Source organism: Acinetobacter chinensis (assembly GCF_002165375.2).
In the GTDB taxonomy this organism is placed as follows: domain Bacteria; phylum Pseudomonadota; class Gammaproteobacteria; order Pseudomonadales; family Moraxellaceae; genus Acinetobacter; species Acinetobacter chinensis.
Map to the genome: position 1 here is coordinate 2,946,384 of NZ_CP032134.1, position 13,769 is coordinate 2,960,152.

The 13,769-nt window shown below is 44.9% G+C and carries 11 protein-coding genes; 3 read left to right on the forward strand and 8 right to left on the reverse strand.

The annotated features are described in order from the left end of the window. Nucleotides 1-35: 35 nt before the first annotated feature. Entirely contained in the window at nucleotides 36-2,753 is a 2,718-nt protein-coding gene (locus tag CDG60_RS14915; RefSeq protein WP_087513022.1) for a DUF2339 domain-containing protein, read from the reverse strand. 162 nt (nucleotides 2,754-2,915) lie between these two features. Between CDG60_RS14915 and polA the strand changes: the two genes are divergently transcribed. After that, on the forward strand, nucleotides 2,916-5,681 hold the full coding sequence (polA, locus tag CDG60_RS14920; protein WP_087513023.1) for a DNA polymerase I: 2,766 nt from the start codon (nucleotides 2,916-2,918) through the stop codon (nucleotides 5,679-5,681). Between the two features lie 105 nt (nucleotides 5,682-5,786). Here polA and CDG60_RS18630 read toward each other — a convergent pair whose 3' ends face one another. The 7 genes from CDG60_RS18630 to ppx all read right to left on the reverse strand — a co-directional run bounded on the left by CDG60_RS18630 (nucleotide 5,787) and on the right by ppx (nucleotide 11,439). After that, nucleotides 5,787-5,945 carry a hypothetical protein gene (locus tag CDG60_RS18630; RefSeq protein WP_160117070.1) on the reverse strand — a complete coding sequence of 53 codons (159 nt, stop codon included), beginning with the start codon at nucleotides 5,943-5,945 and terminating at the stop codon, nucleotides 5,787-5,789. A 70-nt stretch (nucleotides 5,946-6,015) separates the two neighbouring features. Continuing rightward, entirely contained in the window at nucleotides 6,016-6,231 is a 216-nt protein-coding gene (locus tag CDG60_RS18240) for a hypothetical protein (RefSeq protein ID WP_160117072.1), read from the reverse strand. An 86-nt stretch (nucleotides 6,232-6,317) separates the two neighbouring features. Beyond that, nucleotides 6,318-6,887: a YggT family protein gene (locus CDG60_RS14930; RefSeq protein WP_087513024.1), complete on the reverse strand. Its 570-nt coding sequence runs from the start codon at nucleotides 6,885-6,887 to the stop codon at nucleotides 6,318-6,320. Between the two features lie 27 nt (nucleotides 6,888-6,914). Continuing rightward, nucleotides 6,915-7,745, reverse strand: coding sequence for a pyrroline-5-carboxylate reductase (gene proC / locus CDG60_RS14935; protein WP_087513025.1), 831 nt, complete (start codon nucleotides 7,743-7,745; stop codon nucleotides 6,915-6,917). Continuing rightward, a complete protein-coding gene (gene tilS / locus CDG60_RS14940) occupies nucleotides 7,742-9,124 on the reverse strand; it encodes a tRNA lysidine(34) synthetase TilS (protein WP_087513026.1) in 1,383 nt (460 codons plus the stop codon). The genes proC and tilS overlap by 4 nt, the downstream gene beginning before the upstream one ends. Then, on the reverse strand, nucleotides 9,061-9,885 hold the full coding sequence (locus CDG60_RS14945) for an acetyl-CoA carboxylase carboxyltransferase subunit alpha (RefSeq protein WP_087513027.1): 825 nt from the start codon (nucleotides 9,883-9,885) through the stop codon (nucleotides 9,061-9,063). The genes tilS and CDG60_RS14945 overlap by 64 nt, the downstream gene beginning before the upstream one ends. A gap of 33 nt (nucleotides 9,886-9,918) precedes the next feature. Beyond that, the gene (gene ppx, locus CDG60_RS14950) at nucleotides 9,919-11,439 is read right to left on the reverse strand and encodes an exopolyphosphatase (RefSeq protein ID WP_087513028.1); all 1,521 of its coding nucleotides are present in this window, start codon (nucleotides 11,437-11,439) and stop codon (nucleotides 9,919-9,921) included. Between the two features lie 273 nt (nucleotides 11,440-11,712). Here ppx and trxA point away from each other — a divergent pair, with 273 nt between their 5' ends. Together trxA and rho are read left to right on the forward strand one after the other, a co-directional pair. Further along, nucleotides 11,713-12,039: a thioredoxin gene (gene trxA, locus CDG60_RS14955; protein WP_087513029.1), complete on the forward strand. Its 327-nt coding sequence runs from the start codon at nucleotides 11,713-11,715 to the stop codon at nucleotides 12,037-12,039. A gap of 325 nt (nucleotides 12,040-12,364) precedes the next feature. Further along, complete coding sequence (rho, locus tag CDG60_RS14960) at nucleotides 12,365-13,633, forward strand: transcription termination factor Rho (protein ID WP_087513030.1); 1,269 nt, start codon at nucleotides 12,365-12,367, stop codon at nucleotides 13,631-13,633. Nucleotides 13,634-13,769 lie beyond the last annotated feature (136 nt).

Here is a 13,769-nt window from a genome sequence, read left to right on the forward strand (position 1 = left end):
ATAAAAAGTGGGATGTTCTGCCTGTTCAGAAAGCATTATACAGATTCATTTTTCTGTCCTGGCATCGGTGCTATATACGCAATGATCAGCATGACAAAGCCTGCACCCAGAAAAGAAATAACCCTGGTTAATGTTCCGATATGTGATAAATCAAACAGCACCAGTTTCAGTGTCACGATCACGAGCAGACTGCCTCCCAGCAACCACACAGGTTTCAGCTGTTTACGGCTTGCGGTGCTCATCGCAACAAATGCCAGCCCTACCCATAACAGTGTCAGACTTAACTGAACCAGTCCATTTTTCCACAGTGACATATCGTTATACGGTGTCGCAGCATAGATATGCAGTGCTCTGAGTAAAACATAACTACTTAACCATAAAACACCGAGCACCACGAGCACTGCAGCCAGACTGCGGTCCAGTCCCGAATGAATCTGTAGCGTCAGCATCCAGATAAAACCGATCAGTACCATAATACTGACCACATCAAACGGATTCAGTACAGGGACAAAATAAGCATGAAACGCCTGTTGGGAATAGAGCTGAGAACAGATCATCCAGAGCATAAGTAAACACAGACTGCTTCTGCTCTGCCAGCATAACCGCCATGTACTGTCAGACGGTTGTTTAAAACACCACACAGCAAACAGTAAAGGAAGAATCACCACACTGATGAATGGTATGCCAGGAAACAGTGTCAGACTGACCGCACTTAAACTGGATAAAGCCCCCAGGCTGACCCATTCTTTTGCCATTTTTAGTCCTGACAATGGTCTTAACCAGATCAGGGTTAATACAGTTGCAGCGACTGCAAATCCTGTACGGGTATAAAGATCTGACCAGACCAGCATGCCGTCATGCATATTTCGCATGAGTAACCAGGCAGCCACAGCACTCAGTGGCAACAGTCCTGCCCATTCAGGAATCTGCCAGGTCCAGCTAGCTTTACAGTATTTCAGATATTCATTGATCAGCAGCAGAAGTCCTGAGCAGATCAGCAATGTATGCAATAACTGATCAGGTCCATGTAACAGATCGAGCAAGACTGCCAGGAGCATAATCATGGCTGAAAACATCAGCATACCGAAAAAAATCACACTGAAGGTATTCTGCTGCTGGCGGAACGAGGCTCTCCTGTTAGCCATCAGAACAACCGACAGATAACTCAGGCTTAACCCCCACCCCATGATGAAAGGAAAACTGTCTGAATTTACCAGACTATATAACCCATTCAGTCCTGCAACACTGAGCAGCCCCATCGCCAGATACTGACTCAGCATGGACTTCCGGTACAGTGCAAAAATAAAAACCACTGCTCCTTCCACAGCCCAGCCGATTACACTCCATTGTTCAGGCAGTAAAATGGGGAGAATCAGTGCCAGGAAAATCAGCATCAGACTGAAATAACTCTGTGCAATCAGCTCAATAATCTGTCGGTTACGACACCACAAATACAGCAACAGATAAACGCCAGCAAACAACAGGCTGAAAGCTGCCTGCTGATATGGCAACTCAAAGTACATCAGATACAGGAAAAAATATGCCGTCAGAGGTGTTCCATAAATCACAGCCAAATCAAGCACAGGTTTCAGCTTGAAGCTGTTGAAATCATGCTTTGCCAGCAACTGACTGAAACGGAAACCGATCCATATAAATACAGCGGCATGTGCAAGAACCAGCAGACTCAGGGCTGGACGTTCAATCAGCGCGGCATGAGCAAAAGCATAACCACCACCGACCACAGCCGTCATCAGCAAGGCGATCTGGTTCAGATATTTCCAGGGTCTGAGTGTGCTTAACAGCGCTATGCTCAGATTGATGACCAGATAATAGCTCAGCAGTTCAGGTGCTGTTGCATCCCGCACAGGCAATGTAAAAGGTGCGGCATAAGCGACTAGCATCGCCATCAGAGACAGCTCAACTGACTGCTGTTTCAGACTGAGCCAGACTGTGACTGCCATAATGACCGCAAAACACAGACTGGCTGACAATAATGATGCTATGACTGAATTGTAATAGGCAAAAAACAGCGTCAGAAACAGCCCAGCGATACCCAGACCTTCCAGCGCCAGTGCAAAACTTCTGTTTCTGGAAAACAGTGTATATCCGCCCCCAGCAATCATCGCACTGAAACCTGCAACAATAACCAGCTTGAGCGCCAGACTCAGCTGCCAGTGCTCGGTAGCAAATCTGAGCAGCAAAATAAGACCTGCGATCAGAACTGATATCGCCACCTTTAACACTGGATTACCTGTAAATATCCACTGTCTGATCTGCCCACTCAGACTGAGCTCTGTTTCAGCATTATGTGACTGACGCTGTTCTTCACTCACACTTTGAAAGGGCTCAGCGATATGATCTGCCGTTTTTCTATGTCGGATCTGAAACTGCAACCTGTTTAGTGCAAGCTCAAGACGCTGTAACCATCTGAGAAAGAAAAAAATCCACGCTGTAACACCCAGTGCGGTCAGCCACTGCAGATCCGTAAATCCACCTGCAAAAGCAAGTACGGAAGCAATGTAGAGTGGCGTTTTAGAGGTCGGTTCCGATGTGTACTGATACTGAACAGACAGCTCATCCAGCGGTTTCTGCACAGCGTCAACATACTGCATCACGCTGATCACCAGGGCAACCACACAGATATAAGTCACGACCGGTGTTTTCAGAAACCATGCACTGACTGCCACAATGATCAGCACCATCAGCCAGATCATGCGAATTTCATTTTGCCCTTTCAGCGAGCCATTCAGCATCTTATCCTGTTCTCTTTCCCTGTTTTCATGATCATACAACAATAAAAACCCAGGCTATTCAGTATTCATCAGATATTCGGTAACGTGCTTATACAATCATGTGTCTGCGCCCTGCCGAAAAATCACGTACAATAACGCAGTTATCAGAATTGGAAAGTTGCAATGCCACCATTTGTCCTGGTCGATGGGTCTTATTTTTTATTCCGTGCATTTCATGCACTACCACCTTTAACCACTTCAACTGGTTTACAGACCAATGCCATCCGTGGGGCAATTTCAGCAATTCAGAAATTAATGCGTCGTGTACAACCAACACACATGGCGGTGATTTTCGATACACCAGAACCTACGTTCCGTCATGAACTGTCCCCTATTTATAAAGGTGACCGTCCAACCATGCCAGAGGAACTGTCTCAGCAGATTCCTTATCTGCATGCGCTGATCCGTGCACTGGGTATTCCACTGCATATGCTGCCGGGTGCAGAAGCAGATGACATCATCGGCACACTGGCAAAACGTGCTGAAGCTGCAGGGCATCAAGTGCTCATTTCCACTGGCGATAAAGACATGGCACAGTTGGTGACAGAGAAAGTCACACTTGAAGACAGCTTTAAAGACAAGCCCATGGATATTGATGGGGTTATTGAAAAATTTGGAGTAAGACCTGACCAGATTATTGACTATTTAACGCTCATGGGTGATGCATCGGACGGTATCCGTGGCGTACCTGGCGTCGGTGCAAAAACAGCGGCTAAACTGCTGAATGAATATGGCTCAATTGGCGGTATCCTGGAAAATGTCGACAACATTAAAGGTAAAGTCGGTCAGAACATCAAAGATAACGTTGAAGGGATTACTCTCGATCATCAGCTGGCGAGCATCGTGATTGATCTGGATCTGAACATCACTTATGACGACTTAAAACTGTGCGATCCAGATGTAGAGACTCTGCGTAATCTTTATACAGAACTTGAATTCCGTAATCAGTTACAGTCTCTTGATCACCCGAACAATCCAAACAATGTCACCTATAAGCAGACCACTAAAGAGATTGTTAAAACAGAACAGCAAAGTGATACTGAACCCTCTGTAGATCAGGCAAGCAGCACCAGTATTGATGACTTACTCGGTGATGCAAAATATCACACCGTACTGACCCAGGCGGACTGGGATGTGCTGTTTAAACGTCTGAGCACAGAAAAACGTTTTGCCATAGATACTGAAACCACCAGCCTGGACTATCGTGTTGCTGAAATGGTCGGTTTTTCTGTTGCATTCGATGCGAATGATGCTTATTACATTCCCCTTGCACACGATTATGAAGGTGCGCCTGAACAGCTGAACCGTGAATTCATCATTCAGCAGATCAAACCGATCCTGGAGGATGCCAGTGTTGAAAAAATCGGACATCACCTGAAATACGATGCGCATATTTTTGAAAATCACGGTATTCATCTGCAAGGCTGGTATTTTGACACCATGCTGGCATCTTATGTACTGAATGCAGTCGCAACCCGTCATGGTATGGATGATGTTGCCCGTGTTTATCTCAGTCATCTGACCACGACTTTTGAGCAGATTGCAGGTAAAGGCGCAAAGCAGAAAACCTTTAACCAGATTGAACTGGAAACAGCAGCCCACTATGCGGCTGAAGATGCTCATGTCACTTACCGACTGTACGAAGTACTGGATCGCAAACTGAAAGAAATCCCACCTTTAAGCGGTATTCTGCATAATATTGAAATGCCGACAGCTGCTGTTCTGACAACGATGGAAGAAAACGGCATTGAACTGGATCTGAATTTCCTGGATCAGCTCGGTGTCGAATTTTCTGAAACCATTCAGCAGCTGGAAAATCAGATCATCGAAATTGCGGGAGAACCCTTTAATGTGTCCTCGCCAAAACAGGTCGGCGAAGTCCTGTTTGAAAAACTCGGACTGAAAGGCGGTAAAAAAACATCTACCGGGCAGTACAGTACTTCAGAAAGTATCCTGGAAAAAATTGATCACCCGATTACCGCACTGATTATTGAATACCGTGGTCTGACCAAACTCAAAAGCACCTATACCGACGGTCTGCTGAAACAGGCGAATAACGCCACTCATCGTGTGCATACCAGTTATCATCAGGCACTGACTGCAACAGGTCGTCTGTCTTCCACTGACCCGAACTTACAGAATATTCCTGTCCGTGAAGATATCGGTCGTCAGATCCGTAAAGCCTTTGTTGCACCGAAAGGACGTATCCTGCTGGCTGCCGATTATTCACAGATTGAACTGCGTCTGATGGCACACTTCTGCCAGGATGAGGCACTGGTACATGCCTTTAATCATGGGCAGGATGTACACCGCCGTACAGCTTCAGAAGTATTGGGCGTTCCGCTGGATGAAGTCACCAGTGATCAGCGCCGTCAGGCGAAAGCTGTCAACTTCGGTCTGCTTTATGGCATGTCAGAATTTGGGCTGATCCGTCAGCTTGGCTTTACCCGTCAGGAATCTCAGGACTATATCAAACAGTATTTCCACCGTTATCCTGGCATTTATGAATATATGCAGCGCACCCGACAGGTCGCATTAGAACAGGGTTTTGTGGAAACCATTACGGGGCGTCGCCTGTATACACCTGATATTGATGCGCGAAACATGATGGTGCGTAAAGGTGCTGAGCGTGCGGCAATCAATGCACCACTGCAAGGTTCTGCGGCTGAAATCATTAAAATGGCAATGATTGAGGTGAATAAAATCCTGCCGAAAGATCAGGCAAAACTCCTGTTACAGGTTCACGATGAACTGGTCTTTGAAGTCGATGAAGCCGTTGCAGACCAGCTGGCTGAACAGATTAAAGATGTAATGCAGAAAGTTGTGACTTTATCTGTCCCTCTTGTTGTTGAAGTCGGTAAAGGCAACAACTGGGATGAGGCGCATTAAGTCTGAAATAAGTTCCCTCTCCTTTTAGGAGAGGGGGTTATTATTCAGTTTCATGTGTGAAAATCCAATGTTCACACATGTCTTCCCCAATCCATTCAGGGCAGCTTAGTCTATAAACTCAGATACACCAACGTGCTGATCAAATTCGATTTTCTGACTGCCTGGCAACGGTGATCTTTGATAACGTAAAGAATAACCACCTTGCATATTTCCATTCTCAGATAAAATATACCAATCCAGCAAATCTGTTTCATCAAACCTCAACCATTGCCCAACCTGAATCCAGTCAAATTCTTCTGGTCATACAAATGGCTGTGCATAGCAAAGTCCATCTTTAAAAAAAGGATTCATCAGCCAGATATTTGCTCCACTGGAAGCTTCCCGTTTCACAGGAATATAAAATTTCACACATGCAAAATCCCCTTTTGACAACTGTTCCAGTTGCTTTTTTAAATATGGGGTATCTCTCCTGAGCCAGATGAATCGTCAACTGATATTCATCCTTCGCCTCATCTAAATTCATAAAGACAGGATCATTTTTATTATTCATTATTTTCATACTTCATTTATTTTGAATAGCTAAGCAGTAAAAAAGGACTCAATTGAGTCCTTTTTTACTGCTTGTTATTACAGATATTACAGACCGGTCAACAATACGATTGCCACCTGATTCATAATAATTTCAGCCATATACAGTGCAAGGAATGCAATAATTGGAGACAGATCAATCATTCCCATATTTGGCAGCAGACGGCGGAATGGCGCAAGCAGAGGCTCTGCCAGTTCCTGAATCACCTCAATATAAGGTGAACGGGACTGAGTCAGCATGACCACCCAGCTCAGAATAATCGTCGCAAAAATCAGGTAACGACAGAAACGGATCAGATCCTGAATCATGGTGACAAAGGTCAGAATCAACAAGTGAATCGGACTGTTTGGCATCGCACCTGACAGATACATCACACCAAAAATTTTCAACAGATACAGCACGATCACTAAAATCAGTGCAGCCAGATTGACGCGACCTTTACCTACAGTCGGGAAAATGCGACCAAATATATCTACAATTTTTGTTGCTTTCACAGTGGACAGGACAACGGGATTGTAAGGACTCACCGACGCCAGCTGCATGAGAAAACGAAAAAATACGAGCAAAATCGCTACGTTAATAATAATGCCAAAAATCAGCGCAGAATTTGCACCCATACCTGAACTTTCCTGAAATCTAATGTTTTACTGAATACTGTCGCTCAGTTCCTGTGCCAGCTGCTGACTGCGGGTTTTAGCAGCAGCCAGAGCAGCCTGAATACTCTGCGAAATCTGTGCATGATCAAAAACTTCAATTGCAGCCTGAGTCGTACCATTTGGTGACGTTACATTTTTACGTAATTCTGCAGGTGTATTTGAGCTGGTGATTGCCATCTGAGCTGCCCCCAATGCTGTCTGTAAAGTCAGAGCCGTTGCCACCTTTTCATCCAGTCCCAGGTTTTTACCTGCACGGATCATACTTTCCATCAGATAAAAGAAATAAGCAGGACCTGAACCTGAAACTGCGGTAACCGCATCAATCTGTGCTTCGGTGTTCACCCACAGAGTCAGACCTGTTGCAGCGAGCACCTGGCTTGCCAGTTCACGGTCTTTCTGATCAACAGCTTCAGTCGCAAATAAACCATGAGCACCGGTCTGCACCAGCGCAGGTGTGTTTGGCATAACACGGACAATCCGCTCTGTGCCGAGTAATTCAGAAATGGTCGCCACTTCTGCTCCAGCAACAATCGAAATGACCAGTTTACCATCAAACAGACCGTTCAACGGCTTCAGCACATTAGCAAGAACCTGTGGTTTCACCGCAAATACAACAATATCCGCATCACGAATGGCAGCAGTATTATCATCTGTAACGTGTACATCTTTTTCTTCAAGGAAAAAACGTACTTTTTCAACAGGATCAGAAACTGTAATACGGGTTGGAGGCAGTCCACGTGCAATCAGGCCACCAATCAGTGCCTGTGCCATATTACCACCGCCAATAAAGCTGATATTACAATTTAAAACTGCGCTCATGATTCACGTCCGTCGTTACGTTCTTTATATTGAGAGACTAAATATGGCTGCCATCCACCTTTTTCGCAGTAAGCAGAATGTGCCAGCCAGAAACCTTTCGGTGTAAAGACACCTAGCATAACATTATCCACGCTTAATATTTGAATTGTATGACGCATCCACGGAAAAATTTGTGCCTCCTGCACTGCCTTCTTTAATGGCCAGCTCCCCACTCTGCCATGCAGATGAATCTTCTCCCCACCCTGCCTACCCATCAGTTTCAGTGGCTGATTCAAAAGACTATGTGACAGTCCGGTCTCAGCAGTTCCAGTCACAAAACTGCCCGCCAAAGTCTGTACAGACTGGTTTAATACCCCGATGTATAAAACATCTTCAGATGTATCTGGATTTTTTCCAGCTGTATATTCCTGCTCGGTCAGACGGTAAAGCATCTGCTGATATCGCACATAATAAAAACCGTTCCAGTGCAATGCAGCCTGAGCATCTTTTTTTGAATACAGCACCTCACGGATCACCCGTTCCACCATATCCATAGAGGGTCGGTACTGTTCTGTCCCTTTCATCCAGGCAGACAGCAACTGTCTCTGTCTTGCGATGGATAAAGCACTAAGCTCAGCAATCTTCAGTTCCGATGAGTTTCCGCATTGATGCAGATCCTGTTCCAGTACTTCTGTCAGAATTTCTGCTGCATCCTGCATTAACAGAGCAGTCCGTCCAAGTGCCTGCTGCATCCGTGGAAAACGTGTATTCAGCAAAGGCCATAAAATTTCACGGGACCAGGCTCTGTCATAATGCGTATCCTGATTGGTCGGATCCTCAATATTCTGCACATTCAGCTGCTGTGCCCATTGGCAAATCTGCTCACGACTCAGATTCAGCAAAGGTCGCCAGATACTGAAGTCTGCACGGATATCCAGCTGTTGCATGGCGGACAGTCCAAATACACCACTGCCTGACAGTAAACGCAACATCAGCGTTTCCGCCTGATCCTGTTCATGATGCGCCAGCACCAGCAGATCCGTCGGTTTTAAATGTTTCAGATAAGCCTGATAGCGTGCTTCACGAGCCTGATTTTCCAGGTTGCCCGCACTGACCGTCACCTGTTCAACCACACAGGAGATGTTCAGTGCCTGACACTGTTGCGCAACAAAATGCCCCCAATCTGTACTGGATGACTGAAGCTGATGATCAACGTAAATTGCACGGATTTTTTCGGAAGGGAAATAAGACATCAAATGCAGCAGCAACATGGAATCTATGCCACCACTGCATCCAATCAGAAAAGTTGTATTTTCAGAAAAGCTTTCGGTCTGTTTTAAGATGCCAGCCCAGGATTGTCGCTGCCAAACTTCATTAAGCGCTGGTAACGTGCTTCGCATCGTTCATCTGCATCCATCGTTTGCAATTCTTCCAAAGACTCCTGCAGAACTATTTTTAAACTCTGCATCACCTGTTCAGGATGAAGATGAGCACCAGCTCCTTCATCCACCACATATTCCACAATGCCAATCTTCTTCAGACGGTCTGCTGTCAGTGCAAGTGCTTCACTTGCCTGTTCTGCTTTTTCAGCAGTTTTCCATAAAATGGAAGCACAACCTTCTGGAGAGATAACGGAGTAAATACTGTGTGACAGCATGATAACACGATCAGCAACACCAATACCTAAAGCACCACCTGAACCACCTTCACCCAGAACGGTCGCAATAACAGGAACTTTCAGAGCAGACAGACGTGCAAGGTTACTTGCAATAGCTTCTGCCTGACCACGTTCTTCTGCGCCTACACCAGGATATGCGCCCATGGTATCAATGAAGGTAAATACCGGCAGTTTAAAACGCTCTGCCATGTCCATCAGTCGCTGAGACTTTCTGTATCCTTCAGGGTTACACATCCCGAAGTTATGCTGAAGTTTTTCACGGGTACTGCGACCACGGTGCTGACCAATCACCATAACAGGCTGTCCGTTAAAACGGGCAAGACCACCGATCATTGCACCATCATCACCAAATACACGATCACCGTGCAAGGCATCAAATTCAGTAAAAATTTCACCCACATAATCCAGAAACTGAGGACGTTCAGGATGACGCGCAATCTGGACAGTAGCCCATGCTTTGGACTGAGCAGCTTTATTTCTCATAGGTCGACCATTATCCCTAAATTAACCAACGTGTTAATCGATAAACTGTTCCGACTGAATATTCAACTCAACGTCCCAGTGCTTAAACTGAACCTGCTCATCATGCAGATCAGCGACAAGCAAAGGCCATTGTTTGGCATCACCAGAAACACTCAGGTGCCATTGTTGCTCATTGTCCACGGTCAGTTCAATGGCAGGAAGCATCTGATCGCTGCGACTGTGATTTAATAAAACTGCTAAACGAAGCAATAGACACAGGTAAACTAATTTGCTACCACCCACTTTCATAACATCGACACGGGCATCGCTTCTGAGCTTACGTCGATGGTGTGCCACAAGGTGAGAAAGGTGATTCTGATCAATCTGAGAAAAGCCGGCAATGTCTGAATGCTGCAGCAGATATGCCCCATGACGGTGATAACCGCTGTGACTGATCGCAAGTCCTATTTCATGCAGATAAGCTGCGCGGCGCAGTAAATCACTGTCTTCACTGCTTAAATCCAGGTCTGCAGCAACCGAATTGAACAGGTCCTGGGCTGTGTTGACCACACGTTCTGCCTGTTTTGGATCTGCATTATAACGCCCCATTAAAGCATGCACACTGCGGTCCCGGATATCTTCATGCTGGAACCGCCCAAGCAGGTCATACATCACCCCTTCACGCAAGGCACCATCCGAATACACCAGCGTTTCGAGTCCCAGTACATCAAAAACTGCATACAAAATGGCAACACCAGCTGGCAAAACTGCTCTGCGGTCTTCTTTTAATCCCTCAAACTCCATTTCAGAAACATGTCTGTATTTCAGCAGTTTCTCTTTGAGTTTTTCCAGACCTTCACGGGTCAGATTTTCCTGATCATCCCCCCAGCCCATGTTCACTGTAATCTGACGGCAGGCTTTGATCGTACCACTGGACCCAACAACTGTATCCCATCCAGCCGCTTTATAAGTATTGGCAAGACCTGACAACTCTTTACGGGCTGAAACTACAGCGCGTTCAAATGCTTTCGGGCTGATTTCACCGTCTTCAAAATAAGCTTTGGTAAAAGCAACACATCCCATCTGTAATGATTCAGTATGAATCGGTTCAAATTCTTCGCCAATAATCAGTTCTGTTGAACCGCCACCAATATCAATCACCAGACGACGACCGCTGTTGACCATCGTGTGCGATACCCCCAGATAGATCAGACGCGCCTCTTCACGACCTGCAATAATCTCAATCGGTTTTGGCAGAATTTCGGCTGCTTTCTGAATAAATTCGTGACCATTTTTTGCCTGACGCAACGCATTGGTCGCAACAATCCGCATTCTGTTGGGCTGTACTGAACCTAAACGACCGACAAAACGTGCCAGACAGGCCAGACCTCTTTGCTGGGCAGCTTCTGTCAGGTTTTTATTTTCATCCAGCCCTGCTGCAAGTTGTACTTTTTCTGACATTGAGGCTACTTTTTTTACTTCGCCATGATCAACCCGTGCAATTGCCAGGTGGAAACTGTTTGATCCCATATCAATGGCTGCCAGCAGCTCTTCATCAATCAAAAAATCAGACATTATTCAAATGAACCCAGATGGAATTTTGCTTAGAGTAATTCACATGCACCCAATTTAAAAGCCATTTATGCAGTCGTACAGACGAGTAATTATTTTTTCCGCATATATGACAAAAGTGTTACACAATACTCAGAACCGATTGTCGGTATCGTCAGCTTCAATTGGACAAATCCATCCGAACAACTGAAAATTTACATATACCCCTACATTGTTAAAGACGGCTATGTAATACTTATAGAAAGCTATCTTTAAAATTAAACTGGAGCAGTTCCCATGTCTGGTAATATTGTAAATACTACTGATGAAAACTTTGAAGCTGATGTTCTACAGTCAGATGTCCCTGTACTGGTAGACTTCTGGGCTGGTTGGTGTGCGCCATGTAAAGCAATTGCACCGGTACTTGAAGTACTTTCAACTGAATTTGACGGTAAAGTTAAAATTGTAAAAGTTGATGTTACTGCATGTGAAGCGACAGCTGTGAACTACAATATCCGTAACATCCCTGCACTGTTAATGTTCAAAAACGGTGAAGTGGTTGCTCAACAGATCGGTGCTGCACCAAAATCAAAACTGACTGCTTTTATTGAAGACAACATCTGATTTATACAGCATGTATTTCTGAAAAAATACGCTATACCTATAGCGTATTTTTTTCACATCAAATTGACAAATGACTCATTTGCTCTTATATTGCTTAATCAAGAAATAAAGGATCTTAAATCCTCATCGTTTCTTACGAGACACAACACAAAAGACTGCCGCTCGGCATAGAAATTGTTTTCATACATTTTTCTTCGTAACAATGAATCAGACCTCTGAGTTGTTAATGTGCAAAATTTCTTTCGTTTTTTTTGCATAACTGCGGCCTAATGTTGCTCCTCCTTTCCACCTCTATTTCAGAATTTTTGATTCTATCTGACCTTATATGAATTTAACCGAACTCAAGAAAAAACCGATTGGCGAGCTCATCAAAATAGCTGAGTTTATGGGCCTTGAAGGGATGGCACGTAACCGGAAGCAGGATATTATTTTTGCCATCTTAAAACGCCATGCAATGAATGGTGAAGAGATTTTTGGTGATGGCGTACTTGAAATTCTGTCAGATGGTTTCGGCTTTTTACGTTCAGCAGCAGGTTCTTACCTGGCTGGACCAGATGACATCTATGTCAGTCCATCTCAGATCCGCCGCTTCAACCTTCGTACAGGTGATACAATTACAGGCACGATCCGTCCACCGAAAGAAGGTGAACGCTATTTTGCACTGCTCAAAGTAAACCAGATCAACTACGACACACCTGAAAACTCCCGCAATAAAATCCTGTTTGAAAACCTGACACCACTTTTCCCAACTGAACAGCTGGTGATGGAACTCGGTAATGGTTCATCAGAAGATTTAACTGCGCGTGTTGTTGACTTAATTGCACCAATTGGTAAAGGTCAGCGTTCAATCATTGTTGCACCGCCTAAAGCCGGTAAAACCATGCTGTTACAGAACATCGCTCAGTCGATTGTCCGTAACAACCCTGAGTGTTTCCTGATTGTGCTGCTGATTGACGAACGTCCTGAAGAAGTCACCGAAATGGAACGTACTGTCCGTGGTGAAGTGGTTGCATCAACCTTTGATGAATCCCCTGCCCGTCACGTCCAGGTTGCTGAAATGGTCATCGAAAAAGCCAAACGCCTGGTTGAGCACAAAAAAGATGTTGTGATTCTACTCGATTCAATCACACGTTTAGCACGTGCTTATAACACTGTCGTACCATCATCAGGCAAAGTCTTAACCGGTGGTGTCGATGCACATGCCCTTGAACGTCCTAAGCGTTTCTTTGGTGCTGCACGTAATATTGAAGAAGGCGGCTCACTGACCATCATCTCTACTGCACTGATCGAAACAGGCAGTAAGATGGATGAAGTGATTTACGAAGAATTCAAAGGTACGGGGAACCAGGAAATCACGCTTGATCGCCGTATTGCAGAAAAACGTGTATTCCCTGCCATGAATATCAAAAAATCAGGCACACGCCGTGAAGAACGCCTGATGAGTGAAGATAATCTGCGTAAAGTATGGATTCTGCGTAAACTTCTCCACCCAATGGATGAACTGGCAGCAGTGGAATTCCTGCTTGACCGCATGAAAGAAACTAAAACCAATGATGATTTCTTTGATCAGATGAAGCGAAAAGCAACAAGCTGAATCAGATCAAATTTAAAAAAGCTGCCTTTAGAGGCAGCTTTTTTATTTGGTTGACATTACTTACATAAATACACAATCCTGACTTCTGTTTGTAATTTAATTTTCAAGTTAATGATTATAAAAAAAATACTTCAAA